The 26,597-nt window shown below is 72.1% G+C and carries 22 protein-coding genes; 5 read left to right on the plus strand and 17 right to left on the minus strand.

Annotated elements, in window-relative coordinates; genetic code table 11:
* Nucleotides 1–28: 28 nt before the first annotated feature.
* The 9 genes from ACQPW6_RS14420 to ACQPW6_RS14460 all read right to left on the minus strand — a co-directional run bounded on the left by ACQPW6_RS14420 (nt 29) and on the right by ACQPW6_RS14460 (nt 6,268).
* Nucleotides 29–400: a TadE family protein gene (locus tag ACQPW6_RS14420; RefSeq protein ID WP_433890014.1), complete on the minus strand. Its 372-nt coding sequence runs from the start codon at nt 398–400 to the stop codon at nt 29–31.
* On the minus strand, nt 397–522 hold the full coding sequence (locus ACQPW6_RS14425; protein WP_433890015.1) for a hypothetical protein: 126 nt from the start codon (nt 520–522) through the stop codon (nt 397–399). Before ACQPW6_RS14425 ends, ACQPW6_RS14420 begins: the two co-directional genes overlap by 4 nt.
* A 66-nt stretch (nt 523–588) precedes the next feature.
* Entirely contained in the window at nt 589–834 is a 246-nt protein-coding gene (locus tag ACQPW6_RS14430; protein ID WP_433890016.1) for a hypothetical protein, read from the minus strand.
* A gap of 36 nt (nt 835–870) precedes the next feature.
* Nucleotides 871–1,782, minus strand: a complete 912-nt coding sequence (locus tag ACQPW6_RS14435) for a type II secretion system F family protein (RefSeq protein ID WP_433890017.1) — start codon at nt 1,780–1,782, stop codon at nt 871–873.
* Nucleotides 1,779–2,795, minus strand: a complete 1,017-nt coding sequence (locus tag ACQPW6_RS14440; RefSeq protein ID WP_433890018.1) for a type II secretion system F family protein — start codon at nt 2,793–2,795, stop codon at nt 1,779–1,781. Before ACQPW6_RS14440 ends, ACQPW6_RS14435 begins: the two co-directional genes overlap by 4 nt.
* Complete coding sequence (locus ACQPW6_RS14445) at nt 2,795–4,102, minus strand: CpaF family protein (protein ID WP_433890019.1); 1,308 nt, start codon at nt 4,100–4,102, stop codon at nt 2,795–2,797. The genes ACQPW6_RS14440 and ACQPW6_RS14445 overlap by 1 nt, the downstream gene beginning before the upstream one ends.
* On the minus strand, nt 4,099–4,902 hold the full coding sequence (locus tag ACQPW6_RS14450; RefSeq protein WP_433890020.1) for a hypothetical protein: 804 nt from the start codon (nt 4,900–4,902) through the stop codon (nt 4,099–4,101). Before ACQPW6_RS14450 ends, ACQPW6_RS14445 begins: the two co-directional genes overlap by 4 nt.
* Nucleotides 4,903–4,922: 20 nt before the next feature.
* Nucleotides 4,923–5,546 carry a hypothetical protein gene (locus tag ACQPW6_RS14455; protein WP_433894531.1) on the minus strand — a complete coding sequence of 208 codons (624 nt, stop codon included), beginning with the start codon at nt 5,544–5,546 and terminating at the stop codon, nt 4,923–4,925.
* A gap of 416 nt (nt 5,547–5,962) precedes the next feature.
* Nucleotides 5,963–6,268: a hypothetical protein gene (locus ACQPW6_RS14460; RefSeq protein ID WP_433890021.1), complete on the minus strand. Its 306-nt coding sequence runs from the start codon at nt 6,266–6,268 to the stop codon at nt 5,963–5,965.
* Between the two features lie 153 nt (nt 6,269–6,421).
* Between ACQPW6_RS14460 and ACQPW6_RS14465 the strand changes: the two genes are divergently transcribed.
* Complete coding sequence (locus tag ACQPW6_RS14465) at nt 6,422–7,066, plus strand: hypothetical protein (RefSeq protein WP_433890022.1); 645 nt, start codon at nt 6,422–6,424, stop codon at nt 7,064–7,066.
* A gap of 68 nt (nt 7,067–7,134) precedes the next feature.
* On the opposite strand, the gene ACQPW6_RS14470 is transcribed toward ACQPW6_RS14465, so the two are convergent.
* Nucleotides 7,135–9,216 (minus strand): hypothetical protein, encoded by a 2,082-nt coding sequence (locus ACQPW6_RS14470; RefSeq protein WP_433890023.1) that lies wholly within the window; start codon nt 9,214–9,216, stop codon nt 7,135–7,137.
* A gap of 234 nt (nt 9,217–9,450) precedes the next feature.
* Here ACQPW6_RS14470 and ACQPW6_RS14475 point away from each other — a divergent pair, with 234 nt between their 5' ends.
* The gene (locus ACQPW6_RS14475; protein WP_433890024.1) at nt 9,451–13,971 is read left to right on the plus strand and encodes an FtsK/SpoIIIE domain-containing protein; all 4,521 of its coding nucleotides are present in this window, start codon (nt 9,451–9,453) and stop codon (nt 13,969–13,971) included.
* A 122-nt stretch (nt 13,972–14,093) separates the two neighbouring features.
* Here the strand turns inward: ACQPW6_RS14475 and ACQPW6_RS14480 are convergent, their stop codons facing one another.
* The 4 genes from ACQPW6_RS14480 to ACQPW6_RS14495 all read right to left on the minus strand — a co-directional run bounded on the left by ACQPW6_RS14480 (nt 14,094) and on the right by ACQPW6_RS14495 (nt 17,260).
* Complete coding sequence (locus ACQPW6_RS14480; protein WP_433890025.1) at nt 14,094–14,360, minus strand: WXG100 family type VII secretion target; 267 nt, start codon at nt 14,358–14,360, stop codon at nt 14,094–14,096.
* A gap of 214 nt (nt 14,361–14,574) precedes the next feature.
* Nucleotides 14,575–15,174, minus strand: coding sequence for a hypothetical protein (locus ACQPW6_RS14485; protein WP_433890026.1), 600 nt, complete (start codon nt 15,172–15,174; stop codon nt 14,575–14,577).
* A 68-nt stretch (nt 15,175–15,242) separates the two neighbouring features.
* Nucleotides 15,243–16,193, minus strand: a complete 951-nt coding sequence (locus ACQPW6_RS14490) for an alpha/beta fold hydrolase (RefSeq protein WP_433890027.1) — start codon at nt 16,191–16,193, stop codon at nt 15,243–15,245.
* Nucleotides 16,194–16,567: 374 nt separating this feature from the next.
* Nucleotides 16,568–17,260, minus strand: coding sequence for a metal-dependent transcriptional regulator (locus ACQPW6_RS14495; protein WP_433890028.1), 693 nt, complete (start codon nt 17,258–17,260; stop codon nt 16,568–16,570).
* 282 nt (nt 17,261–17,542) lie between these two features.
* On the opposite strand from ACQPW6_RS14495, the gene ACQPW6_RS14500 reads away from it, so the two are divergent.
* Nucleotides 17,543–18,328, plus strand: a complete 786-nt coding sequence (locus tag ACQPW6_RS14500) for an SIS domain-containing protein (protein ID WP_433890029.1) — start codon at nt 17,543–17,545, stop codon at nt 18,326–18,328.
* Nucleotides 18,329–18,376: 48 nt separating this feature from the next.
* Here ACQPW6_RS14500 and ACQPW6_RS14505 read toward each other — a convergent pair whose 3' ends face one another.
* Nucleotides 18,377–19,792: a PAS domain-containing protein gene (locus ACQPW6_RS14505; protein ID WP_433890030.1), complete on the minus strand. Its 1,416-nt coding sequence runs from the start codon at nt 19,790–19,792 to the stop codon at nt 18,377–18,379.
* A 408-nt stretch (nt 19,793–20,200) separates the two neighbouring features.
* On the opposite strand from ACQPW6_RS14505, the gene ACQPW6_RS14510 reads away from it, so the two are divergent.
* Complete coding sequence (locus tag ACQPW6_RS14510) at nt 20,201–21,217, plus strand: alpha/beta fold hydrolase (RefSeq protein ID WP_433890031.1); 1,017 nt, start codon at nt 20,201–20,203, stop codon at nt 21,215–21,217.
* Nucleotides 21,218–21,246: 29 nt separating this feature from the next.
* Here ACQPW6_RS14510 and pdxH read toward each other — a convergent pair whose 3' ends face one another.
* Complete coding sequence (gene pdxH, locus ACQPW6_RS14515; protein WP_433894532.1) at nt 21,247–21,906, minus strand: pyridoxamine 5'-phosphate oxidase; 660 nt, start codon at nt 21,904–21,906, stop codon at nt 21,247–21,249.
* Between the two features lie 303 nt (nt 21,907–22,209).
* On the opposite strand from pdxH, the gene ACQPW6_RS14520 reads away from it, so the two are divergent.
* Nucleotides 22,210–23,310 carry a citrate synthase 2 gene (locus tag ACQPW6_RS14520; protein WP_433890032.1) on the plus strand — a complete coding sequence of 367 codons (1,101 nt, stop codon included), beginning with the start codon at nt 22,210–22,212 and terminating at the stop codon, nt 23,308–23,310.
* Nucleotides 23,311–23,433: 123 nt separating this feature from the next.
* Here the strand turns inward: ACQPW6_RS14520 and ACQPW6_RS14525 are convergent, their stop codons facing one another.
* Entirely contained in the window at nt 23,434–26,502 is a 3,069-nt protein-coding gene (locus ACQPW6_RS14525) for an FAD-binding and (Fe-S)-binding domain-containing protein (protein WP_433890033.1), read from the minus strand.
* Between the last annotated feature and the right edge of the window lie 95 nt (nt 26,503–26,597).

Consider the following 26,597-nt stretch of genomic DNA (forward strand, 5'->3'; position numbering starts at 1 on the left):
CGAGTACGGATGTCGGACGTCAACCGGCTCACCCCGTGTCCCGCACGAAGCGCTCGATGGGCCCCTGCGACTTCTCGTCCACGGTGAACTTCATGCCTGGGAAGACCGTCGGGACGTGGCCGGTGACCCGGACGCTGACCGAGGTGCCGTTCCGGTCCGGGTGCGCCTCGGGGCTGGTCAGCAGCTGCGGGCCGAGCTGCTGCACGTAGTCGTGGGCGACCTGGCTGGCGTCGGCGGCCCAGCCCGGGTTGTCGTCGGCCTCCGCGCGCGCCTTGCGGGCGCCGGCCTGCGCGGCGGCCTGGGCGACATGGTCGGCGAAGAAGTACAGTCCGAACTGCACCGTCGCGAAGATCATGAAGAACAGCACCGGTGTCAGGAAGACGAACTCGATCGCCGTCATGCCGCGATCACCGCGACCTGCACCACCACCGGCACCGCGAGGCCCGGCACCGCGCCGCCCGACACCGCGCACGCCGACACCGCTGTCGCCGTGCGCGGCGTCCAGTCTGCGGCGCACGGCACGGTGCAGCGCGCCGGTGGTTCGGTTCACGACTCGTCTCCCCCGTGTTCTGCTCGGTCGTCGCCCGATCAGCAGTTGCTGGTGTTCGAGGTGCTCTGGATGCAGTTGCTGACGGAGTCGGACTTGTTGCTGAGGGCCTTGTTGATCGCGACCCCGACGACGCCGACGATCGCGACGACGATCGCCGAGATGACCACCCATTCCACGGCCGAGGCACCACGCGAGGTGTCCTCGTCGCGGGCGTGGGCGATCCGGCCGCGCAGGTAGACGATCATGAAGTCAAGGACGGGATGACTGATCGGCAGTCGGTTCATGGTTCTGGTCCTCCGTTTTCGATGACTCGCTGGTGATCAGATCTGGAACACGCGCATGGCTGCGGGGTAGATCAGAAAGACCAGGAAGCCCGCGCACAGCAGCAGCTGCGCCACGAGCATGGACTGGGAGTTCTCACCGGCCGAGCCTTCGATCTCGGCGAGCTCCCGGTGCCGCATCGTCTCCGCGCGAGAGGCGAGCGACTCACGGATCTTGGCGCCGTCATCGGCCACCAGAGCGAGTGTGACAGAGAGGTCCTGCAACTCCTCGATACCCAACTGCTCACCCAGCCTGCCGAGCGCGACCCACTGGCTGGTGCCGGTGATCCGGGCGTCGGACAGGCAGTTTCGGATACGCATCAGCGCCCAGCCGTCGCTGACCTCGGCCGCGGCCATCAGCGCCTCGGGCAGGCCGCGCCCGCCGGCCAGGTTCATCGACACCAGGTCCAGATAGGCGCCGATCACCCGCCGCAGGTCCTTGCGCTTGTCGGCCGCGTCGCGGCGCACTTCGAGGTCGGGCAGCATGAAGAACACCGCGCCGCAGACCAGGGCGAGCCAGACCGGGATGATCGGGCTGCTGCCCAGGCCCAGTTGCCAGATCAGCGCGAACAGGAACGGCCCGAAGACCACGCCGGCCGCGCCGAGGATGGTCTTGGTGGCGAGGAAGGACTCCCAACTGCGGTCGAGCACGGCCAGGTCGGCGCGCAGCGAGCGCATCTCCCAGCCCTGCTGGATGTAGAAGGCGGAGATCCGGTGGCCGAGCCGGCTGCGGTAGTCGGTCGGTACCGGTTCCGCGGTGCCGCCGGTCATCGGGCTGGCCGCGCGCATCGCGTCGATCTGCGCGACGGTGGACACCGAGCTGCGCCTGCTGGGCATCAGCGCCCGGACCAGCGCGAAGATGCCGAGGCCGACGATGCCGCCGACCAGGCAGCTGAAGAGGATGGTGTTCATCGGGTACCCGCCTCCTGGCCGGGAACGGCGTGGCCGCCGTGGCCGCTCTGCCCGTGGTCGGGCATGGCCTGTGGCGGACCCTGTACCCGGTGCCGGCCCGCCGCGAACTGCCCGGCGAGCGCGGCCTGCCGCTCGGCCAGCCGCTCAGGCGCGTGCACCAGGAAGCGGTCGGGCGTCTCGACCTGGGACAGCTTGCGCAGCCACCAGAACCCGGCGGCGAACAGCAGGCACACGACCAGCAGGACGAGTTGGCCGAGCGCCGTGCCGTACGGCTTGACGAAGCCGCGGTTGAAGATCGCCAGGCCGAGGACGAACACCACCGAGACGATCACGACGATCTGCACGCTGCGCCGGGTGCTGGACCGCTGCGCCATCACGCGCTGCCGCATGTCCACTTCCTCGCGGGCGGACTTGGCGAGCGCGCCGAGCACCTCGCGCAGACCGGGGCCGCGCAGCCGGGCGTTGAGGATCAGTGCGGCCACGATGATGTCGGCCGAGGCGTCGTTGATCTCGTCGGCCAGGTGCTGGAGCGCCTCGGGCAGCGGCGTACGGGCCCGCAGCCGGTCCACCAGCGACTCCAGGTGGACCCGCAGCGCGGGAGCCGCCGCCCGCGACGAGGCCGGGATGGCCTGTTCGAGGCCGACGGCGCCGGCGATGGTGTCACGCAGCGACTCCGTCCAGGCCGCCAGCGCCTCCACCCGCTTCATCGCGGCGCGTTCCTCCGCCGCGCCGCCGAACAGCTTGTCCCAGGCGAAGACCAGCAGCGCGGTGGCGAGGCCGAGCACGACCCAGCGGGTCAGCCCCAGCACGATCAGGCCCGCCACCACGGCGATCGAGCCGCGCTGCGAGATGAACCGGACCAGATCCGAGGCCTTGTCGGTGTTCGTCTGGCCGGCCACCGCCGGCTTGGGCGCCCAGCCGCGCATCGCCACGACGAACAGCGCGATACCGCCGCCGACCACCGCACCGGCCAGTAGTCCGAACAGTACGGACGTCGAGAAGACACCGGTCATTACCGCCACACCCCCGTGGGCTGGTAGCCGTTGGCGAGGAGTTCGTCCAGGCAGGAGATCGGGGCGTGCGGGAGTGCCACGCCGTCTCCTGTCTCGGCGAAGACCTCGCTGGACAGGACACGGCCGTCCACACCGTTCACCTCGCGGACGGAGGTGACCATGCGGCGCAGGGTGCCGCCGCGCTGGAAGTCGTTGCGGCGCTGGACGAAGACCACGAAGTCGATCGCGCCGGCAACCAGCATCTGCGACGCCTCGACCGGCAGCCGCTCGCGCGCCTGGAGCGCGTAGGTGGAGATGCGGTTGAACACCTCGGCGGAGCTGTTGGCGTGGATGGTGGACAGCGAGCCGTCGTTGCCCTGCGACATGGCGTTGAGCATGGTGACGATCTCGTCGCCGAGCACCTCGCCGACGATGACCCGGGAGGGGTTCATACGCAGCGAGCGGCGGACGAGTTCGGCCATCGTGATGGCGCCCAGCCCTTCGGAGTTGGGCAGCCGTTCCTCGAACGCCACCACGTTGGGGTGCAGTTCGGGGAACTGGTCCAGGCCCAGCTCCAGCGCGCGTTCCACGGTGATCAGCCGCTCGAACGGCGGGATGACGTTGGCCAGCGCCCGCAGCAGCGTGGTCTTGCCGGCGTTGGTGGCGCCGGCGATCATCACGTTCTTGCGGGCCAGCACGGCCGCGGACAGGAACGAGCCCAGCTCAGGGGTGAGCGTGTAGTTGCCGACCAGGTCGCTGACGAAGACCTTGCCCATCCGGGCCCGCCGGATGGAGAGCGCCGGCCGCCTGGTCACGTCCATCACGGCTGAGAGCCGGGAGCCGTCGGGCAGCCGGAGGTCCAGCTGCGGGTTGGCGGTGTCGAACGGGCGCGAGGACAGGCCGGAGTAGGCGCCGAGCACCTGGATCAGCTCGATCAGCTCGTCGTCGGTCTCCGCGACCGGGTCCACCTGGACTTCGCGGCCGTCGGAGTAACCGACGAAGACCTGGTCGCAGCCGTTGATGTCGATGTTCTCGACCTCCGTGTCGTCCAGCAGCGGTTGCAGCCGGCCGACGCCGAACAGCGCCGCGTGCACCGCCGCCGCGTACCCCTCCTCCGCCTCGGCGTCCGGCGGGGTGCGGCCGACGGTGATCTCAGAGCGGGCGTAGTCCTCAAGGATCTGCGCGATGATCGCCCGCGCGAACTGCCGCTCGTCCTCGGGGGACATGACGGGGACGTTCGCTATCTGGTCCAGCCTGCGCTGTTCCGAGATGCGGTCGCCCGCCTCCTGGCGGAAGCGTTTGACAAGCGAGTGGTCGACCACACTCATCGCAGCACTCCGTACCGGTGCGGTACGTCGGAGGTGATCTGGCGGGCGGAGCGGATCAGCAGGGACTTGTCGAGCCGGCCGCGGCGGCGTCCGTTGAGCATGTCGGCGCCGGCCGGGTCGTGCGCGAGAGTGCCGACCACCCGTGCCGAAATCTGCGAGGCGACCAGCATCTCGTTGACCTGGCCGGCCTCCCGGGCGCTGTGCCCGGGGTCGGTGATCAGCACGATGCCGATCGGCGGGAAGCCGAGCGCGGCGGCGGCGCCGCGCTGCGACCCGTGCAGCTTCGCCGACAGCGCGCCGGCCCTGTCCCTGACCCGGGCCAGGTGCTCGGGCTCGGTGCGGGAGACCAGCAGCACCAGGGCGGCGTGCGGGAAGAGTTCGAGCGACGGCGAGTCGGCGCCGATCCGGCCGCAGTCGGCGATGACGTCGGCGGCGCCGTTCGGCGACTCGGCCAGGGTGGCGAACGCCTGCCCGAGGATCGGCCACAGCCCGGCCAGGCCCGCGGCCTGTTCGGCGCCGCCGAGGCCGACCAGGACGTCGAGTCCGCCGGACAGCGGCTGGGCGTGGTCCCACAACTGCTCGGCGGCCAGGCCCCGTCGGGCGGTCGCGGCCAGCGACAGCAGGCCCGAGTTGGGGTCGAGCACCCCGCCGTGCGCGGCCCGCGAACGGTAGACGAGGTCGCCGCCCGCCGGGTCGGTCTCGGCGAGCAGCACCCGCCGCGGCCATACGGCGGCGAGGGCGACCGCGGCTGTGGTGACGCCCGGCGAGCCCTTGTCGGCTGCGATAGCGATCAGTGCCATGACTGTCTAGACCCGCTCGCTCAGTTCCCCGCGGTGGATGGTGGGACGAGCACCAGGGCGACGCTGTTCGCCGATGCGGCGATGGTCAGCGCGGAGACTTGGCTGCTGTTGGCGACGACGGTGACCGACTCGTTGCCGGTCTGGCTGTTGCCGATCGCGGACTTGACGGTCAGGCCGGTGGCGATCGGCATCCCGCCGGTGGGGGGCGCGCCGCCGGTCGATCCGCTGCTGGTGCCGGTGCTGGACCCGGTCGCGGACTTGCCCGCGTCGGTTCCGACGTAGTAGGCCGCGACCGTGTCGCCGACCGCGATGCCCTTGTAGAACTGACCGTCCTTGAGGGACAGCCCGACCATGGACTTGCCCGCGGTCAGCACGTCGTCCTTGTCGGTGATCATGTTCTGGACGAGGATGCTGTCCTTCACCAGGGTGGTGGCGGCCCGGTAGTGACTGGTCAGGTCGCCGCGCTGCTTCCACAAGATGAACGACATGTCGGTGTCGTCGGACACCATGACCTCTTTGATCGCGGTCGGCGGGATCGGCTCGCCGGCGGCGACGGTGTCGGTGATCTCCACGACCGACACCTTGTTGCCCGCCCGCATCACCATCACGGTGGCGCCGAGCGCGCCGAGCAGGATGAGCAGCACGGCCAACGCGGCCAGCGCGGGCTTGCGTTCCCGCGGTGCGACAGGCAGCCGCTCTCCGCCGACCGGACCGCCGGGCCCCGGTGCGGGAACAGGCTGGCGGCCACCGCCGCCACCCGCAGCGGATCGTTCCCTGGTTTTCACGTCACTGCCCCCGTCGAGCCTGCGTGTGTGCCGACATCGTTTGTGTTGGGATGGACTGCCGCACTCCGGTCCGGCGCCAGCCCGTATGTCGATGTCCGGTCACCGCACGCTATCAGCGCTGAATAAACACCCTCAAGGCGCAGCCCGTGACAAGCGCCTCACAGCATTGCAACAGAACCGCACGGCGCGAGGGTCAGCCCGACGTCAGAGAGGCAACGTCGGCGCGGCATCGGCGGGGAGTCAGCCCGTACCGCGTACGGGTTGCCGCACGCGGGTCACTGCATGCGGTAGAGCTTCGCCTCGACCGGGGTCACCTTGGGCGGAGTCCGCTTGATCTCCGCGTCGATGATCGGGATCAGCTTGCCGACCAGGGTCTGGATCCGGCTGCGGCGGCCGTTGATGTCGGACGTCCAGGTGTCGGCGGTCTTGCCGACCCACACCTTCTTGCCGTTCATGTCGGCCGCGGTGGTCTTCAGTGTGTCCTGGAGCTTGGTGACCTCACCGCTCAGCCTGCTGCGCAGGTTCTGCAAGTCGGTCAGGTACGGATTGGTCGCCGTCGCTTTCGGATCCGTGCCGCCCATGTCATCCACCCCCGTGGTGTGCTGGCGGCGGCGCCTGCGCGCTGCCGCGGTTTCCGGGGGCACATCATGCCACCTGCCGTACGGCCGACGGCAGCCGCCTGGCCGCACCGGATCGCTCGGCCCTATCGTAGTGCCGACCACCAGGAGGACCACGTGTCACACAGCACCCCGGAAGAAGACCGGATCACGCTGACGCCGATCAGCCGGCCCGACCCGGCGGCCAGGGACAACAGGCGCCGGCGCCGTACGATCGCCGTCGCCGTGCTGGCGGGCGTGGTCGTGGTCGCGGGGGTCGTGTGGGCGGTGGTCGCGGCGAACCAGGGCGACGACAAGCCGGCCAAGCACAAGGCCGTGGTGCCGTACGCGTTCGGGCCCTACGTGCGCTCCACGGCGGCGCAGTCGGCGTGGTACCCGCTGGCCGACGGCAACAGTGACCCCAACAAGGGCTACGCCTACCTCAGTTACAACGCCGGCCCGGACAAGGGGGCGCACGTGTCGGTCAACCTCGACCCACCGTTCACCCAGCAGCCCGGCGACAACTCCGACTGGCTCACCACGATCTTCGGCACCCCCGTGACCCCGTCGAAGGCCCACAAGTACGACGCGGGCCCGGTCGGGGGGACGATCTGGTGCGCCGACATCAGCGCCAACGGCGGCGCGTTCACCGAGTGCGTCTGGAACAGCAAGAGCGTGTACGTCTCGCTGACGCCGACCCTCGGCCACCACACCGTGACCTCCGCAGACGCGCCGGCCGACCTGCGCTCCTTCCTGAAGGCCCTGCAGATCTCCGAGAAGTGACGAGGACGTGACCGCGGCCCGGTGGGACGTCCCACCGGGCCGCGCGTTGTTCGGGCAGGTGAAGCCCGTTACTCCGGCAGGTTCTGCATCAGCTCGGTGGTGTCGAAGCCGTCCTTCTTGACCATCGCCGCGACCGCCGGGTCCTGCAGCCACTTGGCGTACGCCGCCTGCTGCTGGTTGCTCATCTTGCCCTCGTCCATGACGGAGCCGTCCGCCTTGAGGAAGTTCTGAGCCGGCGTCTTGATGTAGCCCTTGGGGTTGCCGGTGTACGTGACCGGCGGGTTGCCCGGGACCGGGTGGATCGGGCCGATGGTGACCGGCGGGATGACGGCCGGGTCGAAGCCGCCCTTGAGGCCGTTGTGCGGGTCGGGTGACAGCAGCAGGCTCGCCTTGGTGCGGTAGGTGTTGCGCCATGAGGTGTCGAGCTTGATGCCCTCAAGTGCCTTGTACTTGTCGGCCAGGCCGCCCGGTGCCTGCTCCGGCTTCACACTGACCAGGTCCTTGGCCCAGCCGGTCAGCAGCGTGTTCACCGTGTCGGTGGCGAGCCCCGTTCCGGTCTCCTTGGCGGCGGTGGCGGCAGCGGAGGCGCCACCGGTGACGCCGGCCTCACCCACCTTGTAAGCGGCGTCGATCATCGCGCTGCGGGCGGAGTTGACGCCGTCGGCCCACGCCTGGGCGTCCGACTCGGTGGTGGCCATCGCCGAGTCGAAGGCCTTGCCGTAGAGCTTCATCATCTCGCCCTGCTTGATGTTCAGGTACTCGCTCGACCCGGGGTCGGTCTTCTTGGTGTGGGCGATCTGCGTGTTGAGGTCGAGCCGGTAGGCGTCGAAGGTGGCGCTGATCTCACCCGCGGTGTGCGGGTCGCGCGAGGCCTCGGCGACCAGCGACTCCCACATCGGTCCGCTCAGCTCCATGCCGAAGCGCTTGGGGTCCTGGCCGGCCAGGAACGCCTTCTCGTCCCACTTCGACGCCTTCTCGGTGAAGCCGCCCACGGTGGCGTCGTTGCCGAACATCTTGTCGGCCATCGGCGAGGTGGTGCCGTACTCCAGGTCGTTCCAGTACGCGCGCACCAGGTCGCCGTAGAAGGCGTCCATGCCGTCCACCGGGTGGATGCTCTTGGTGTCGTCGCTCTGGGTGTGCTGGTAGTTGTCGCTCATCAGGTGGGCGGTGAGCTTCTCCGCCAGCGGCTCGTTCGTCGCGCGCAGGGTGATCGTCGAGGCGTGCAGGATCTTCATGAACGACGCGGCGCGGGACTTGGGCTGGTCGAGCTCGAAGGTGGTGCCGGGGTAGATGAAGCTCTGGATCGTGTCGTAGTTGTGGTCCACGAACTCGCCGGACGCCTCCGGGTTGTTGGATATGGCGTCGAACAGCTGGCCGTAGTGGTCCTGGCCCCAGGGGCCGTTGCCCATCCCGCCGCCGTTCATCCACTCGCGCTCGTTCCCGTGCTTGTTCGAGTTGCTGAACACCCGGTCGCCGAGCGCGACGAGGAAGTCCTTGTCCTGCGTTCCGCCCTTGAGGAACGGGATCAGGTCGTCGGGGCGGAAGATGTTGCGCGGGTCCTTGAAGTCGTCGAACCACTTGTTCCAGCCGGCCTGCTTGTCCTTCGCGCTCTGCCCCTCGAACTTCACCTGGGTGTAGGTGCCGAAGGTGTTCGCGAGCACCGAGCGGTCGTGCTCCAGCTGGTCGGGGTGCTTGGAATAGCGGTCGTCGTACGGGTTGTCCGCCATGTCGTTGGAGATCTGCTGGAACCGCTGCGGGCCGAGGTCGTCGTAGAACGCCTTGACGAAGTCGGCGTCGTCCTTGTGGGCCTCGAGCTGGTTGAACAGGTCCTCGGGGATCGTGTCGCCCTTGTCGAGCGCCTTGTTGTACTGGTCGGCGAGCGCCTTGCCGTCCTTCTGCGACTGCGCGGTCTGCCCGACCATGCTCTCGTCGATCGACACCATGCCCTTGTGCCCCGGGTACGGCTTGTCGGCCGCCATCGACAGGTGGTAGCGGCGGGTGAGCATCGGCGTCTGGTCGTCCAGCCAGCTGCAGATCCCGATCAGCTCGCCGAGCCCGGAGGAGTCGAGGCCGTATGAGTCGAACTCCGACTTGAAGGAGGAGGACATGCTCCGCAGGTGGTCTTTGTCGGCCTTGTATGAATTCGTCATGCCCAAAAGAGCAGCGGCGTCGATTCCCGAAAAGTCACCCACGTGCGTTCGCCTCTCCCCGTTCTCCCCGTAAGTCCTTGCACCGGCATGATGCCATGCGGCCGCCGTACGGTTCCCAGGGTGATCAATTCCCCGGCACGAGGGGGGTTTCCTGATGTTTCGGGAGGCGGATAGCCTCGTGGGGTAGGTGTGCGTGCAGGGCTCGGGCGGGCCCGACGGGGAGGGAAACATCCCATGCGGGTGACCGTGACGGTCGTACAGCAAGGAATCGACGGGCAGGACGTCCTGGTGACGGCGGACGACTCCGCCAGCGCCGGCGACGTCGCGCTCGCCCTGGCCAGGGCCGTCGGCGGTGACGCGGGTGGCCCGGCCTCGGCCGCGGCGGCCGGCGGTGTCGTGCTGCCGTTCCCGCAGCAGGGCGGCGGCCGGTTCCCCGGACAGGCCCAGGCCCCCGCCGGCCCCGTCGCGGCGTTCGGCAAGCCGGCCGTCGCGGAACGGCCGCCGGTGCTGTGGGCCGACGGCGCCCCGTGCGACCCGCGGGCCCCCGCGACGGCCGTGCTGCGCGACGGCATGCGGGTCACCGTGGACGACTCCATCGGCCCGTTCATGCGCGCCGGGGAACCGTCGGGGCGCTACGAGATCCGGGTGTGCGCCGGTCCCGGCTCCGGCCGGGTGGCCCGGCTCGGCCTCGGCACCGCTACCCTCGGCTCCGGGCAGCGCTGCACGGTGTCGGTGCCGGACGGCGCCCTCGCGCCGCTGGCCGCCCGGGTCTCGGTGGGCTCAGACGGCCGGGTGACGCTGGCCGCGGAGCCGGGCGCCGGCGTCCAGTTGGAGAACGAGCCGGTCACGGCTGAGCAGGAGTGGCCGGCCGGCCGCCAAGTACGCGCCGGGGACTCGGTGTTCGTACTGGACGCGCCGAGCGTGCCGGACGCCCACCTGTCGCCGATGGGCGAGGGCGGGCTCGCCTACAACCGGCCGCCGCGGCTGAAGTCGCTGCCGCCGCGGGCCCGGCTGTTCGTTCCGCAGCCGCCGAAGAAGGGCGAGGGCGCCCGGTTCCAGATGATCGCCGCGGCGGTGCCGCTGGTCTTCGGCGTGGCCATGTACTTCATGGTCCACCAGGTCTACATGCTGCTGTTCTGCCTGATGAGCCCGGTGATGATCATCGGCCAGTGGGCCAGCGAGTCCCGCGAGGGGAAGAAGAAGGACCGCAACTCCGCCAAGGACTACAAGGCCGACCTCGCCCAGCACGAGATCGACCTGGAGGCCGCCCGGGTCACCGACCAGCGCGAGCGGCGGGCCGGCTACCCCGATGCCGCGGAGATCCTGCTGTTCGCCACCGGCCCGCGCCGCCGGCTGTGGGAGCGGCGGATCACCGACCCGGACGCGATGCGGCTGCGGATAGGCGTGGCGAACATGCCCGCCGACATGGAGCTGATCCCCAAGGGCCATGTGTCCGACGACGTGCCGCCGCCGGTGCCGCCGGACGTCTTCGACGTGCCGGTGCCGCTGCCGTTCCCCGAGGTCGGGGTGATCGGTGTGGCCGGCGAGCGGGCCGACGCGCTGTCCACCGCGCGCTGGATGGTCGCGCAGGCGGCCGTCCTGCACAGCCCCCGCGACCTGTCGATGGTGGTGCTGTCCTCCGCGCAGGACGCCGACGCGGCCTGGGGCTGGGCGCACTGGCTGCCGCATCTGACCCCGCAGGCCGGGCAGGACTGCGTGTCGCTGATCGGCACCGACCAGGAGGCGGCCAACCGCCGGATCAACGAACTCCTCCAGGAACTGGCCCGCCGCAAGGCGGACTCGGCGGCCACCGCGGGCGGCGGCCGGCTGCGCCCGGACCCGTACGTGCTGGTGGTGCTGGACGGCGCCCGGCTGCTGCGCCGGATGCCCGGTGTGCCGCAACTGCTCCAGGAGGGGCCGCGGTTCGGCATCTTCGCGCTGTGCATCGACGAGGACGAGCGGCTGCTGCCCGAGGAGGTGCGGGTCGCGGTGTGCTGGTCGCCGCAGTTCCCCGGCCGGGTGCATCTGCGCGGCGGCGGCCTGGAGCGGATCGGCGACATCCTCGCCGACCGGATCGGCGACGAGTGGTGCCAGTTGGTGGCGCGTTCGCTGGCGCCGATCAGGGACGTCAGCCGGGACGACGCCGACAGTGCGCTGCCCACCTCCGCCCGGCTGCTCGACCTGCTCGGCATGCCCGATCCGACCGGCAACGACGTGGCCTCGATCTGGCAGCGCGGCGGCTCCACCACGGCCGCGCCGATCGGCGTCGGCGCGGACGGCCCGTTCGTCCTCGACATCCGCAAGGACGGCCCGCACGCGCTGGTGGCCGGCACCACCGGCGCCGGCAAGTCGGAGCTGCTGCAGACCGTGATCGCGTCGCTGGCCGTCGCCAACCGGCCGGACGCGCTGAACTTCGTACTGATCGACTACAAGGGCGGCAGCGCCTTCCAGGACTGCGCCCGGCTGCCGCACACCGTCGGTATGGTCAGCGACCTGGACGCGCACCTGACCGAACGCGCGCTGGCGTCGCTGGCCGCGGAGCTGCACCACCGCGAGACCATCCTGTTCAACGCGGGCACCAAGGACATCGAGGACTACAACGACGCGCGCCGGATGCGCCCGGAACTCGAACCGATGCCCCGACTGGTGCTGATCATCGACGAGTTCGCCTCGCTGGTCGCCGAACTGCCGGACTTCATCGCCGGTCTGGTGGACATCGCCCGCCGCGGCCGGTCGCTCGGCGTGCACCTGGTGCTCGCCACCCAGCGCCCGGCCGGTGTGGTCAGCGCCGACATCCGCGCCAACACCAACCTGCGGATCGCGCTGCGGGTCACCGACGCCGACGAGTCGCGGGACGTCATCGACGCCCCCGACTCCGGCGCCATCGCCAAGTCCACCCCGGGCCGGGCCTATGTGCGTTCCGGCGCGCAGTCGCTGCTCGGCGTGCAGTCGGCGCGGATCGGTGGCCGACGCCCGGCGAGCGGCCAGCAACGGGCCAAGGCCGGTGTGCAGGGCTTGAGTTGGACCGCGCTCGGGCGGCCGATGCCGCGCGGCCCCGAGGGCGACGCCGACGACGGCACCATGGTCACCGACCTCGCGGTGCTGGTGGACGCGATCCGGGAGGCCTCTGATCTGCTGGGCTTCCCCGCGCCGCGCAAGCCGTGGCTCGACCCGCTGCCCGAGCACGTCACCGCCGAGTCGCTGCCCGCCACGGCCGGCGACCCCGAGCGGGACGTGCTGCCGATCGCGTACGGCCTCACCGACCTGCCCGCCCAGCAGGCCCGCGCTCCGCTGGCCGTCGACCTGGTGCACGGCGAGCACGTGCTGATCGTCGGCGGCCCGCGCTCGGGCCGGTCCACCGCGCTGCGCACCATCGCCGGCGCGCTGGCCCGCGACACCTCGCCGCAGGATGTGCACGTCTACGCCATCGACTGCGGCGCCAACGCGCTGCTGCCGCTGGTGGGGCTGCCGCACTGCGGCGCCGTCGTCACCAGGGACCAGCCGGAGCGGCTGTCCCGGCTGCTCGACCGGCTGTCCGGCGAGGTGTCCCGGCGGCAGCAACTGCTCGCCATGCGGGGCGCGTCGAGCGCGGCGGAGCAGCGCGCGATGGCGGCGACCCCGGAGGAGCGGCTGCCCTGGATGGTGCTGCTGCTCGACGGCTGGGAGGGCTACACCTCGACCTTCGAGACGTACGACTACGGCAAGTTGATCGACGGCGCGCAGCGGCTGTTCCGCGAGGGCGGCTCGGCCGGCCTCAAGGTCGTGATGACGGCCGACCGTTCGGGCTTCAGCGGGCAGATCTCCTCGGTCTTCGCCGACAAGCTGATCCTGCGGATGGCCGACCCCAACGACTACAGCACCGGCGGCCTGGCCACCCGCGAGGTGCCCAAGAACATGCCGTCGGGGCGGGCGCTGCGGCCCACCGACCGCGGGGTCCAGGAGAGCCAGATCGCGCTGCTGGCACCCGAACCGGCCGGCCAGGCGCAGGTGGAGGCGCTGCAGCGGATCGGCCGGGAGGCCGGCGGGCGCTTCGGGCGGCTGCCGCGCGAGCTGCGGCCGATGCGGGTGGACGCGCTGCCGCCGCGGATCACGGTCTCCGAAGCCTTCGCGCTGGAACCGGACTTCACGCCGCCCGGGCCGCTGTGGACGCTGCTGGCCGTCGGCGGCGACGAGTTGCAGCCGCTGGGCGTCGACCTCCAGGAGTCCGGCCCCGGCTTCGTGATCGCCGGGCCGCCCAAGTCGGGGAAGTCCACGACGCTGGTGGCCGCGACGCGTTCGCTGCTCTCGCAGAGCGTGCCGATCGTGCTGATCACCCCGCGCCGCTCGCCACTGCGCGACCTGGAGAACGAGGACGGCGTGCTGGGCAGGCTGGGCTCCGACGCGTCCCAGGACGATCTGCGGACGATGACCGAGGAGGCCGGCGGCCGGCCGTTCGTCGTGGTGGTGGACGACGCGGAGTTGCTGTACGACTCCCCGCTGGACACGGCGCTGGAGGAGGTCGTCAAGTCGGGCCGGGACGGCGACCACGCGGTGATCGCGGCGGGCTCCGCGGACCAGATGGGCTCGCAGTACCGCGGCTTCCTGGTGGAGGCGCGGCGGTCCAGGAACGGGATGCTGCTGTCACCGCAGGGCGCCACCGAGGGCGATCTGTTCAACATCCGGCTGCCGCGGGACGCGGGCGGCGGCCCGACGGGGCGCGGCCTGCTGATCCGGGGCGGCGAGGTGGTGCAGATCCAGGCGGTGGGGCTGGGGTAGCCGGTCGGCGCGGGGGCCGGGCCTGCCGGCCCGGCGCTGCGGGCCGGACAACAGCGAAGGGGCCGACCTCCCGGATTTCTCCGGGGGCGGCCCCTACTGCTGGCGACTGCTGGCGCGAAAGGTCAGCGGGTGGCAGCTTCGACGTTGTCCGCGTTGGTGTTCGCGGAGCGCTCGGCCTCGTGCAGCGTGGCCACGAACTTGTCGAAGGTCGGCTTCAGCTGCGACCACTCGTTACGGAAGCGGTCCGCGGCCGGTCCCTTCCAGTAGCCGTCGCTGCTGGTGGTCGCACCCTGGAGGTGGCTGATGAGCGTGTCCAGGTTGCCGGCCTCGGTCTTGAACTTCCCGGCCAGGTCGCGCAGCTGCTGGATATCAGCACCGTGAAGAGCCATCTGATTCCTCCCCGTTTCTCAGGAACGTGCGGGCGTCTCGCCCGCCTCAGGGACGCTAGCGTACGAGAGCCGGGAATGCAGCCCTCACCCGGGAACCCCCTTGACCACTACAGAGCTGTTGCGCACCGAAGACACAACGGAGATGGCGGGGCGCGACGGGCCGCACGAAGTCGGCCGGATTCGGCGGAATGTCGGAAGTCGCCTTCGCGGCGCGTCAGTTGCCGGGCAGCCCGGTGCGGGAGAACGTGTCGGTCGGGCCGCCGGTCCACTTCACGGTGAGCGTCTGGCCGTCGGGGGCGAGCACGCCGTGGCCGGTGGTGCGGTCCCTGTTGCCGTCCATGCAGGTCAGTTTGAGGCCGACGCCGTCGGTGTCGGTGTACGAGCCGCCGCACAGGCTGGTGCTGGTGAGCCCGGCTTCGCCCTTGCCCAGCACCAGTTGGACCTTGGCCGAGCCCTCCGTCGCCAGCCAGACGCCCTCGATGCCCAGCGACGAGTCGGCGCCCGGGCTCGCGGTGGCACCCGGGCTGGCGGAGTCCGTGCCGGTGGCCGTGGCCGTGCTCGTCGGCTTGCCGGTGCTGCCGCCGGTGGTGGCGGCACTGTCGGCGGCCGACGAGCTGCCCGCGGGCGCGGGCGCGGTGGTCTGGCCGGTGACGCCGGACGACGGCGGTGCCTGCCCGTCCTTGTCACTGCTGCCGCCGCAGCCGGCCACCGCCAGGGCGACGGCGACCGCCAGTACCGCGGCACCCGCTCCCATGAACTTGTGCCGTGCGACCTTGTGCCGGATGAGTTTGTAGCGAGCGAACCTGTGACGCATGTGCTCCCCCGTGACGCGATATCGAAGCCAGCGACGGCAAGCTACCAGCAGGTCCTGGCAGTCTGCGCCTACCTCACGCGCTCCGCCAGCGACTCGCGCAGGAAGCGTTCGAGCTCTTCACACCACGCGTCTGGCTGGTCCCACGGCAGCAGGTGGCCGGCGTCGGGTATCTCGGCGTACCGGCCGCGGGGCAGCACCCTGACCATCTCCTGCGCCTCGGCCCGGCCCAGCTCGCCGTCCAGGCCGCGGACGACCAGTGCCGGGCACTCGACGCGGGCCAGCTCGTCCCAGTGCGCGTCGCGGATCCAGGGGTCACGGGAGCGCAGCAGATGGCGGGCCGCGTACTGCGGCCGCCAGCCGTCGTCGTCCTCGGCCATGACCTCGGCGAAGAAGTCGCCGCGGGCCGGGTTCGGCGGATCGGCCCACGGGTCGAGGCCGCCGAACCAGTCGCGGACGTCGGCGAGGCTGGCGAAAGGCACCGGCCAGGACCGCGTCCAGTCCTCCCACTCGCGCTGCCCGGCCTCGCCGAGCGCGGAGGCCCGCATGTCGCAGATCACCACGGCGGTGACCAGGTCGGGCCGGCGGGCGGCCACCTGCCAGGCGGTGAGCGCGCCCATCGAGTGCCCGACCAGGGTGACCGGGGCCAGGCCGAGCTGATCGACGGCGGCGATCGCGTCGGCGAGGTAGGCGTCCGGCCCGTAGGGGCCCTCGGGCTTGCCGCTGCGTCCGTGCCCGCGCTGGTCGAGGGCGAGGGTGCGGTAGCGCGGGGCGAGGCGGCGGGCGGTCGCCGCCCAGTGCGAGGCGCGTCCCAGCAGGCCGTGCAGCAGCAGGACGGCGGGCCGGTCGTCCGGGGCGGCGGGGGTGGCGGGGGTGGCGGGGTCAACGGGGGCAGCGGCCGGGCCGCCGTCCGGGGCCGGGACCGCCGGCGGGGCCGCGTAGTCCCACACGGCGAGGCGGATGCCGTTCGCACCGGTCACGTCGTGGCGCCGGGTCGTGTACCGGCCAGTGTGCTGCTCCATGAGCCGCACCTCCTTTCCGCGCCCCACGCTATCGAACTTTTATTCGAACAAACGGCTCAGGACGCCAACACCGCTCTTTCGGGTGACAACGCTCAAGGATTGGCCGGCACGGCCGAGGGGAGGACTTCAGCGGGACGCGGCGCGAAGGGGAAGCGGGTCGCGTGGAGGTCGCGGAAGGCTCGGGGTTCCGAGTCCTCCAGGGGTCCCGATGGGGAGGGACAGGGGAGGAAGGGCCGCTCCGGCGCCGTTCACACGGCGCCGGGGCGACCCCACCGCTCAGCGGGTCTGACCAGGTCTTCTACCGGGCCTGAGTCGTCGGTCGGGCGCGCCGGACGGGGACGCCGGCAGAGCACGTCGGCAGGGGGGGCCGCCGGCTACCGCTTGGCCACGAAGACGTGCGAGGCCACCTCCGGGTCCAGCTCCGCCGCCTCGCCGCCGCTGCCGACCAGCACACCGCCGGGCGAGGTGGTCACGCTCACCACGGCGCCCGGCTGCACGCCGGCCCGCCGCAGCGTGTACATCACCTGCGCGTCGGTCTGGATCGGCTCGCCGATCCTGCGCACCACCACGCTGGTGGCCACCGATCCCGGCCGCAGCTCGTTCAGGCTGACCATGCCGTCGCCCAGGAACGGGTCGGCCTCGCCGGACTCGCCCAGTTCCTCCAGGCCGGGGATGGGGTTGCCGTAGGGCGACTCCGTGGGGTGCTTGAGCAGCGTCAGCACCCGCCGCTCCACCGCCTCGCTCATCACGTGCTCCCAGCGGCAGGCCTCGGCGTGCACCTGCTCCCACTCCAGGCCGATCACGTCGACCAGCAGGCACTCCGCGATGCGGTGCTTGCGCATCACGCGGGTGGCCGTGCGCCGGCCCTCGTCGGTCAGTTCCAGATGCCGGTCGTCCGCGACGTGCAGCAGCCCGTCGCGCTCCATCCGCGCCACCGTCTGGGAGACCGTCGGGCCGCTCTGGTCGAGCCGCTCGGCGATTCGGGCGCGCATCGGGACCACACCCTCCTCCTCCAGTTCGAGGATGGTGCGGAGATACATCTCCGTCGTATCGATCAATCCGGACATGCGTGCCCCTCGTTCGTTCGTGCGTGGCCCTGCACCAATTCTGACGCATAGCACCGACAACCGGCCCCGGCCGCGAGGCGCGGGTAGCATCCGCCGCTCCCGGCGGCGGTTCCAGGGCGGCTTCGCGGCGGTTCCGTGGCGGTCCCGGCGCCGGTCGCGGGGCCTCTGGCGCGGCCTGGGCACGGCCTGGGCACGGCCTGGGCACGGACATGGCGAGGCTTCCCCGGACGCCCCGGGACGCGTCCTTGACACCGGCCGGGCCCCGGCCGCACGGTGTCCCGCATGACTGAGCCCCGCACCGACCCCCGCGCGGACCTGGCCGACCGATGTTCCGACCGGTATCTCGACGCCGCCATCGGCCTGCTGCGCCGGGTGCGGGACGAGGAGGCGGACAGCATCGCCGCCGCCGCGACCGCCATCGCCGACGCGGTGGCCGCCGAAGGGCGGATCTTCACCTTCGGCGCCGGCCACTCCTCGCTGGCCGCCCAGGACGTGGTCTACCGGGCCGGCGGCCTGGCGGTGGTCAACCTGCTCGCGGTGCCCGGCACCGTCGGCATCGACGTGATGCCGGCCACCCTGGGCAGCGCCCTGGAGCGGGTGGACGGGCTCGCCGCGGTCGTCCTGGACACCAGTGCCGCCCGGCGCGGCGACGTCCTGGTGGTGATCTCGCTGTCCGGCCGCAACCCGCTGCCGGTGGAGATGGCGCAGAACGCCCGCGCGCTCGGCCTGACCGTCATCGGCGTCACGTCCGTGGCGTACGCCGAGCAGACCCGGTCCCGGCACTCCTCGGGCACGTTCCTGAAGGACCACTGCGACATCGTGCTCGATTCCAAGATCGCGACGGGTGACGCGGAGCTGACCGACGACGCCATCCCGGCGCCGTTCGCCCCGGCCTCCACGGTGGTCACCAGCGCCCTGATGCAGGCCGTGATCGCGAGCGCCGCCACCGAGCTGGCCGCCCGCGGCATCACCCCGCCCATGCTGCGCTCGGGCAACGTGGACGGCGGCCACGACTGGAACGGCCGGATCTTCGAGGAGTACCGGGACCGGATCTTCTTCCGCCACTGAGCGGCCGGTCATACAGGCGCCGGGGCGGGGCCGCCGCCGTTACGCCGCTCAGTCCTGCTGCCGCCGCTCCCCCGCGAGACCGGCGAGGTCGAGCGCCATCGCGACCCGCGCCGCCACGTCCTCGGCGTAGGCCGCGTCCGGGCGGTCGAAGAGCCGCCGGCCCGATCCGCGCAGGAAGGTGAGCACGCCGAGCGTCCTGCCGCGGCTGCGCAGCACCGTGGACAGCCCGTGCACGGTCCCCCGCGGCCAGCGCCGGTCGGCGGCCCACGCGTCGATCCGCTCCTCTGCGGCGGTCTGCTCCTCGGCGAGCGAGCCGAAGCCGGTGCGTACGGTGCCGAGCCGTTCGACCGCCTGGCGTGCCGGGTGGTTCTGGCCGTAGCCGACGGGGATGGCGTTGTCCGCCGTCAACTCGCACGGGCCGGGCTCACCTTCCGGGGTGGACGCTATCCGGGCCAGTTGACCGTTGCCGTGCACCAGGTCCACCAGTGCGTGGTCGGCGAAACCGGCCAGCGCGAAGTCCAGCTGCAAGGTGGCCGCCTCCAGGGCGGTGCCGCACTCCGCCGCCGCCCGGTCCGCACGGTGCAGCTGCTGGTAGCGGAAGCGCACCTGTGCGGCGTCCTTCTCCGCGGTCTTCTGCCGGGTGATGTCGGTGAACAGCCAGCCCACGCCCAGCGGCACCGGCTCCTCGCCGAGCGGTGACCCCAGCCGGACGAATCCGCTGCGCCAGCAGTACCGGCCGCCGCTGTCGTCGCCCCGGGGGGTCACCCACAGGTCGGCGGTGGCGGTCGGCGGCGCGCCCTCGGCCAGTACGTGCTGGAGCGCGTTCTCCAGCTCCTCCACGCCCGCGCTGAGCAGGTCCCCCAGCGGGCGGCCGAGCAGTTCCGAGCGCCCGGTGCGCAGCATCCGCGCGCCGTACCCGTTGACGACGGCCGGGCGCAGGTCCGCGTCGATCAGCGCCACGCCCCAGGACGCGTCGCTGAACAGTGCCTCGCTGAGCGCGATCGAGCGCTCCAGGTCGATCTGCGTGTGCACCTCGGAGAAGGCGCAGTAGACGCCGGCGGGCCGGCCGTCGGCGCCCGGCACGGCGGCGGACTGGGTGCGGACCAGCACCCTGCGGCCGTCCTTGGTGACCAGCGCGAACTCGTGCACCCGGCGGCCGGGCGCCACCATTGCGGCGAGCAAACGTTCCGCCACGCCTTCGGCGTCGGCCGGCCGGGCGGCCCAGCCGCCGAAACCGCGCCGCCCTATGGCGTCGGTCGCGCTCCAGCCGAGTATCCGTTCCGCTTCCGCGTTCCAGTGCGTGACCACACCGTCCTGGTCGAAGGCGCAAAGACCCGCCTCCATACCGTCGAGCAGTGCCGCAAGCAACTGCTCGTCACCCCCGTGCCCGTCGGGGCCCACGTGGTCACCACTGCCGCCGGCGTCGTCACCCAGCGGCTTCGATTGCGCATCGAAAGGCTGCACGGCACAACATTCAACACGTGTGTGGGCTGCGTCACACCGGATTTACCTAAATCAGTTGTGCGGTTTCCCGTCGGTTCCTAATGTGGCGGTACACACGAAGGGAGGTGGTCTGATTCATGAGTTGCAGTCGGACACGTGAGGTGACTGCGGGCTAGTTCCGCGCACTGGGCGTGCGCGTTGCGCGCCAATCCCACGCAGTTCACCCGACCCGCGGGCTCGTCGGACTTGTCCGGCCGGTGCCCGGAGCCTCGGCTCCGGGGAGCAGCCCGCGGGTCGTTCGCGTTCCCGCCCGGTCGCGGGCGGTGCTCCTGGAACAGCGGTTTGCTGAACCGGCAAGGTTTCTGGCGCCGGGCCGGTCGCGGCCGGATGATCGTCTGAGGTCACCGAGCAACGCCGCCTGGAGGATCCATGTCGCAGCCCACCGCAGCCCCGTCGCCCCAGTCGCAGCCGCCGGCCGCGCTCCAGGTGACCCACCGCCTGGTGGCGGCCCCCGCCGGCCGCATCCACCTCGTCGAGCAGGGCAGCGGGCCGCTGGTCCTGCTGGTGCACGGTTTTCCCGAGTCCTGGTACTCCTGGCGGCACCAGCTGCCGGCCCTCGCCGCGGCCGGCTACCGGGCGGTGGCCGTCGACGTCCGCGGCTACGGCCGCTCCTCGAAGCCCGCAGAGGTGTCGGCCTACCGGATGACCGAACTCGTCGCGGACAACGCCGCCGTGGTGGCCGCGCTCGGCGAGGAGTCCGCGGTGATCGTCGGCCACGACTGGGGCTCGCCCATCGCCGCCAACTCCGCGCTGCTGCGGCCGGACGTCTTCACCGCCGTGGGCATGCTGAGCGTGCCCTATGCGCCGCGCGGCGGCCCGCGCCCCACCGAGGCGTTCGCGGCGATCGGCGGCGGCGAGGAGTTCTACGTGAGCTACTTCCAGGAGCCGGGCCGGGCGGAGGCGGAGATCGAGCCTGATGTGCGCGGCTGGCTCGCCGGCATCTACGCCGCCCTGTCGGCGGACACCATGCCGCCGGCCGACGGCCCGAGCCCGTACTTCGTCGCACCCGGCACAGACATGTCGGACCGGTTCCCCGGCAAGGCGCTGCCCTCCTGGCTGACGGAGGCCGAGCTCGACGTATATGCGGCGGAGTTCGAGCGGACCGGCCTGACCGGCGCGCTCAACCGCTACCGGAACATGGACCGGGACTGGGAGGAGCTCGCCGACCTGGACGGGGCGCCGATCACCCAGCCGTCGCTGTTCGCCGGCGGCGCCCTCGACGCGTCCACCACCTGGCTGCGCGACGCCATCGCCGCCTACCCCACGACGCTGCCCGGCCTGCACGGCTCCCACATCCTCGAGGGCTGCGGGCACTGGATCCAGCAGGAGCGCGCGGAGCAGGTCAACGAGCTGCTGGTGGACTGGCTGCGGGCGGTGCACAGCTGACCGTCCGCTGCGGGCGCGGGACCGGCCGCCTACGGCGCCAGGCGTTCGACGCGCCAGCCGGCGTCCTGGGCGGCGTCACCGGCGGCCTCGTCGCGTACGTAGCGCAGCCGGTCGTGCAGTCGGTTCTCCCGGCCCTGCCAGAACTCGGCGGTCACGGCCGCGACCCGGAAGCCGCCCCAGAACGGCGGTACGGGCACCTGAGCGCCTTCCGGCCACCGGTCGGCCAGTTCCCGGTACCGGTGCTCCAGAGCCTCCCGTGCGGCCACCGGGGCCGACTGCTCGCTGGCCCAGGCGCCGATCTGGGAGCCGTGCGGCCGGCTGTGGAAATACTCGGCCGTCTCGGCCGGCGACACGCGCTCCACGGTGCCGCCGACGATCACCTGCCGGGCGATCGGGTGCCACGGGAACAGCAGCGAGGCGACGGGGTTGGCGGCCAGCTCGCGGCCCTTGCGGGACCCGTGGTTGCTGAAGAAGACGAATCCGCGCCGGTCGTAGCCCTTGAGCAGCACCATGCGCGAGCTGGGCACCCCGGCGGAGTCCGCGGTGGACACCACCATTGCGTTGGGTTCGGTGAGCAGGCCGTCGGCGGTGGCCCGCACGGCCTCGGCGAACCAGCGGGCGAACTGCTCGTAGGGGTCCGCCGCGAGACCGCTCTCGGTCAGCGCGGCGGAACGGTACTGCTTGCGCATGGCCGCCGGGTCGTCCGCGCGCAGCTGGTCGTCACTTGGTTCTGGCACCCGCTCATCCTGCCGGACCGGCGGCGCGGGCCGGGATGTGCGGCATCTCACCCTGTCTGTCATGAGCGCTTGCCGCGAGAATTACCCGAACGCTCCGGGCGTGCCGGACCCGGCACCGCCGCTCCCGGCGGCTGATCCGGATGGAGCAGGGTGATCGCCCCGCGGGAGGGGCATGACCCGAAGAGGCCGCCATCGCACCAGATACCAGGCACCGCCGTTCAGCGCACCGTCGAATTGATCTAGAGGAGCCGCCTCATGTCCGACTTCGTACCCGGCCTCGAAGGAGTAGTCGCGTTCGAGACAGAGATCGCCGAACCCGACAAGGAGGGCGGTTCGCTGCGCTACCGGGGCGTCGATATCGAAGACCTGGTCGGCAAGGTGGGCTTCGGGAACGTGTGGGGCCTGCTGGTCGACGGGAAGTTCAACCCGGGGCTGCCGCCCGCCGAGCCCTTCCCGATCCCGGTGCACTCCGGTGACATCCGGGTGGACGTGCAGTCGGCGCTCGCCATGCTGGCCCCGGTGTGGGGCCTCAAACCGCTGCTCGACATCGACGCCGAGGAGGCCCGCGACGACCTGGCGCGGGCCGCCGTCATGGCGCTGTCGTACGTGGCGCAGTCCGCGCGCGGCCAGGGCCTGCCCATGGTGCCGCAGCAGGAGATCGACAAGGCGCAGTCCATCACCGAGCGCTTCATGATCCGCTGGCGCGGCGAACCCGACCCCAAGCACGTGGCCGCGGTGGACGCGTACTGGAGCTCGGCCGCCGAGCACGGCATGAACGCCTCCACGTTCACCGCCCGGGTCATCGCCTCCACTGGCGCGGACGTCGCAGCTGCGCTGTCCGGCGCGGTGGGCGCGATGTCCGGACCGCTGCACGGCGGCGCGCCGTCCCGGGTGCTCGGCATGATCGAGGAGATCGAGCGCACGGGTGACGCGGAGGCGTACGTGAAGGCCGCCCTCGACAAGGGTGAGCGCCTGATGGGCTTCGGCCACCGCGTCTACCGCGCCGAGGACCCGCGGGCCCGCGTGCTGCGCCGTACGGCGCGCGAGCTGGGCGCGCCGCGCTACGAGGTCGCCGAGGCGCCGGAGAAGGCGGCGCTCCCCGAGCTGCACGCCCGGCGTCCCGACCGGGTGCTCGCCACCAACGTCGAGTTCTGGGCCGCGATCATGCTGGACTTCGCGGAGGTGCCCGCGCACATGTTCACCTCGATGTTCACCTGCGCCCGTACGGCCGGCTGGTCGGCGCACATCCTGGAGCAGAAGCGCACCGGCCGGCTGGTCAGGCCGTCGGCCCGCTACATCGGCCCCGGCACCCGCGGCCCGCAGGACATCGAGGGCTACCAGGGCATCGCCCGCTGACGCCGGCGCGCCGGGCGGACCCCGCGCCGTTCGTCGGCGCGGTGGGCGGGCGCCGTTCACCGGCGCCGGGAACGGCGTCGTGGATCCGCCCGGCGCATCTGGCACGGTTTCCGGCCGTCCCCGCTACTCCGGGGGCAGCGCCTCCGCCAGGAGTTCGGCCAGGTGACGGGCCTTGACGCCGTCGCCGCCGAGCTGGGCGATCTGGGTGCGGCAGGAGAAGCCGTCCGCGAGGACGGCCGCGCCCGGTCCTGCGGCCCGCAGGGCGGGCAGCAGCGCCTCCTCCGCGCAGGCGACCGACACCTCGTAGTGCCCCGCCTCGAAGCCGAAGTTGCCGGCCAGGCCGCAGCAGCCGCCGGCCAGTTCGCCGGTGAGCCCGGCGCGTTCCCGCAGCCGGCGGTCGGCGGCGTCGCCGAGCACGGCGTGCTGGTGGCAGTGGGTCTGGCCGACGGCCGTACGGTCGAGCCGCGGCGGGGTCCAGCCGGGCGCGTACTGCTCGACGGCCTCCGCGAAGGTCCGCACCGAGGCGGCGAGCGCGGCGGCGCGCGGCTCGCCGGGGCCGAGCAGTTCCGGCAGGTCGGCGCGCAGCGCGGCGGCGCAGCTCGGTTCGAGCACGACGAGCGGCAGGCCGGCGTCGAGCACCGGCCGCAACCGCTCCAGGGTGCGCCGCATGACCTTCTTGGCGTGGCCGAGCTGGCCGGTGGAGACCCAGGTCAGGCCGCAGCAGACGGCGGCCGGCGGGGTCAGCACCCGCAGCCCGGCGGCCTCCAGCACCCGCACGGCGGCCCGGCCGACCTCGGGCGAGAGGTGGTCGGTGAAGGTGTCGGGCCACAGCACGACGGTGGTGCGGGTGGTGCCATCGGGCCCGTTGGGGCCGCCGGGGCTGTCGGTCTCGGGCCGCGAGCTCCCGGCGTTCGATTCCGAACGTCCTTCGCGTCCCCCGTTCGTGGCTCTGCCGTCCCACCATCGAGTGAATGTCTCGGACGCCAGTTCGGGGATGGCGCGTTCGCGTGCGATTCCGCCGAAACGTTTCGCGAGCCAGCCGGTTGACCGAGTTCTGCCAAGGGCGTTGAGCGTCCCGGCGACCGGGGCGGCGGCCCGCAGCCAGACCGGCAGCCAGCCCATCGCATAGTGGGAACGGGGCCGGAGCCGGCGCCGGTAATGGTGGTGCAGGAACTCCGCTTTGTACGTGGCCATGTCCACCTCGACCGGGCAGTCCGAGCGGCAGCCCTTGCAGGACAAGCACAGGTCAAGCGCGTCCCGTACCTCGGTGGACCGCCAGCCGTCCTGGATCACCTCGCCGGCCAGCATCTCGTGCAGCAGCCTGGCCCGGCCGCGGGTGGAGTGCCGCTCCTCTCCGGTCACCCGGAACGACGGACACATCACGCCGCCGCCGCCCGATTGCGGGGCCGCCGTACGGCATTTGGCGACCCCGACACAGCGGGCGATCGCGGTCGGAAAATCACCTCGGTCATCCGGATAGGTGAACTCCACATCGGCCGGCCCGGGCCGGCCGGCGGGCAGCGCGGCGAACCGCAGATTGCTATCAATGGGGTCGGGACGCACGAGCATCCCCGGATTCATTCCGCCGTCGGGATCCCAGAGGTCCTTGAAATCTGAAAAGAGTGCGATCAACTCCGGGCCGTACATCTTCGGCAGCAGTTCGGCGCGCGCCTGCCCGTCGCCGTGCTCGCCGGAGAGCGAGCCGCCGTGCGACACCACCAGGTCCGCGGCGGCCTCGGAGAAGCGGCGGAAGCGCGCGATCCCGGCCTTGTCCATGAGGTCGAAGTCGATACGCACATGGACGCAGCCGTCGCCGAAGTGCCCGTAGGGGGCGCCGCGCAGCCCGTGCGCGGCCAGCAGGGCCCGGAAGTCGCGCAGGTAGCCGCCCAGCCGGGCGGGCGGCACCGCGCAGTCCTCCCAGCCCGGCCATGCCTCGGTGCCGTCGGGCATCCGGGTCGCGGTGCCGGCCGCGTCCTCCCTGATCCGCCACAGGGCGCGCTGTCCCGCCGGGTCGGCGACCACAGCGTGGCCGGTCACGCCGTCGGCCGCCCGGGACAGCTCGCGGGCCAGCGCCGCCGCCTCGTCCGGGTCGTCCCCGCCGACCTCGACGAACAGCCACGCGCCGCCTGGAGGCAGCGCGTGCCGGGCCGTCCCCACCAGGTCCGCGGCCATCCCCTCGACCGTCAACGGCCGCCGCGGCAGCAGGAGATGCGCGGCGTCCGCGGCGGCGCCCTCGTCGGGGTAGCCGAGCACGGCCAGGGCCCGCGCGGTCGGCAGCGGCACCAGCCGTACCGTCGCCTCGGTCAGCACCCCGAGGGTGCCCTCGCTCCCGGTGAAGGCGCGGGCCGCGTCCCGGCCGTGCTCGGGCAGCAGCCGGTCGAGGGCGTAGCCGGAGATCCGGCGCGGCAGTTGGGGGTAACCGGTGCGCAGCAGTGCCAGGTTGCGGTCGGCCAGGGCCCGCATCCCGTCGCCGAGGCGGCCGGCGGTGCTGCCGGCGGCGGGCTGACCGGCCGTCATGGCGCCTTCGGTCACCGTGCCGTGGACGGTCGCGGCCTCCCGGCCGGCGCCGGCGGCCGAGAGCCTGACGGGCTCCCCGCGGTAGGTGAGCACGTCCAGCGCCCGCACGTTGTCGGCGGTGGTGCCCCAGGCCACCGAGTGCGAGCCGCAGGCGTTGTTGCCGATCATGCCGCCGAGAGTGCAGCGGCTGTGCGTGGAGGGGTCGGGTCCGAAGGTGAGGCCGTGCGGGGCGGCGGCGGCCCGCAGTTCGTCCAGCACGACCCCCGGCTGTACCCGGGCGGTCCCGGCCTCGGCGTCGATTCCGACCACCCGGTTCATGTGCCGGGTGAAGTCCAGGACGACTCCGGTACCGGTGGCCTGCCCCGCGATGGACGTCCCGCCACCGCGCGGCACCACGGGCACCCCGAGCTCCCGGCACACCGCGAGCGCCGCCGCCACGTCCTCCGCGTCGCGGGGCGCCACCACTCCCAGCGGCACCCGGCGGTAGTTGGACGCGTCCATGGTCATCAGGGCCCGTGCCCCGGCGTCGCAGGAGACCTCACCGCGTACCGCCGCATGCAGCGCCCGCTCCAGATCCCGCGCCCGGTCCGTTCCCTGGTCCCGCGCCTGGTCCTTCGCCCGCCGCGCCGGGTCCTCCGTGTGCCGGGCCGATCGCCCCGCCATGTCCGCAGCCATGGACCCAGCTTGCCCGGTCACGGCACCGGGGGACGGGCGGGCCGCCGTGAACCGCCGCGGCGCCGTCTCACCGGATGGAACACTCACGGAAACCT

It is taken from the genome of Streptomyces sp. CA-111067, assembly GCF_050956065.1.
Taxonomy (GTDB): Bacteria; Actinomycetota; Actinomycetes; order Streptomycetales; family Streptomycetaceae; genus Actinacidiphila.

Bases quoted from the DNA above. Each gene is read 5' to 3' on its own strand.
- ACQPW6_RS14420 (WP_433890014.1), bottom strand. From the start codon at position 400: ATGACGGCGATCGAGTTCGTCTTCCTGACACCGGTGCTGTTCTTCATG.
- ACQPW6_RS14430 (WP_433890016.1), bottom strand. From the start codon at position 834: ATGAACCGACTGCCGATCAGTCATCCCGTCCTTGACTTCATGATCGTC.
- ACQPW6_RS14435 (WP_433890017.1), bottom strand. From the start codon at position 1,782: ATGAACACCATCCTCTTCAGCTGCCTGGTCGGCGGCATCGTCGGCCTC.
- ACQPW6_RS14440 (WP_433890018.1), bottom strand. From the start codon at position 2,795: ATGACCGGTGTCTTCTCGACGTCCGTACTGTTCGGACTACTGGCCGGT.
- ACQPW6_RS14445 (WP_433890019.1), bottom strand. From the start codon at position 4,102: ATGAGTGTGGTCGACCACTCGCTTGTCAAACGCTTCCGCCAGGAGGCG.
- ACQPW6_RS14450 (WP_433890020.1), bottom strand. From the start codon at position 4,902: ATGGCACTGATCGCTATCGCAGCCGACAAGGGCTCGCCGGGCGTCACC.
- ACQPW6_RS14460 (WP_433890021.1), bottom strand. From the start codon at position 6,268: ATGGGCGGCACGGATCCGAAAGCGACGGCGACCAATCCGTACCTGACC.
- ACQPW6_RS14470 (WP_433890023.1), bottom strand. From the start codon at position 9,216: ATGACGAATTCATACAAGGCCGACAAAGACCACCTGCGGAGCATGTCC.
- ACQPW6_RS14475 (WP_433890024.1), top strand. From the start codon at position 9,451: ATGCGGGTGACCGTGACGGTCGTACAGCAAGGAATCGACGGGCAGGAC.
- ACQPW6_RS14480 (WP_433890025.1), bottom strand. From the start codon at position 14,360: ATGGCTCTTCACGGTGCTGATATCCAGCAGCTGCGCGACCTGGCCGGG.
- ACQPW6_RS14485 (WP_433890026.1), bottom strand. From the start codon at position 15,174: ATGCGTCACAGGTTCGCTCGCTACAAACTCATCCGGCACAAGGTCGCA.
- ACQPW6_RS14490 (WP_433890027.1), bottom strand. From the start codon at position 16,193: ATGGAGCAGCACACTGGCCGGTACACGACCCGGCGCCACGACGTGACC.
- ACQPW6_RS14495 (WP_433890028.1), bottom strand. From the start codon at position 17,260: ATGTCCGGATTGATCGATACGACGGAGATGTATCTCCGCACCATCCTC.
- ACQPW6_RS14500 (WP_433890029.1), top strand. From the start codon at position 17,543: ATGACTGAGCCCCGCACCGACCCCCGCGCGGACCTGGCCGACCGATGT.
- ACQPW6_RS14510 (WP_433890031.1), top strand. From the start codon at position 20,201: ATGTCGCAGCCCACCGCAGCCCCGTCGCCCCAGTCGCAGCCGCCGGCC.
- pdxH (WP_433894532.1), bottom strand. From the start codon at position 21,906: ATGCGCAAGCAGTACCGTTCCGCCGCGCTGACCGAGAGCGGTCTCGCG.
- ACQPW6_RS14520 (WP_433890032.1), top strand. From the start codon at position 22,210: ATGTCCGACTTCGTACCCGGCCTCGAAGGAGTAGTCGCGTTCGAGACA.
- ACQPW6_RS14525 (WP_433890033.1), bottom strand. From the start codon at position 26,502: ATGGCTGCGGACATGGCGGGGCGATCGGCCCGGCACACGGAGGACCCG.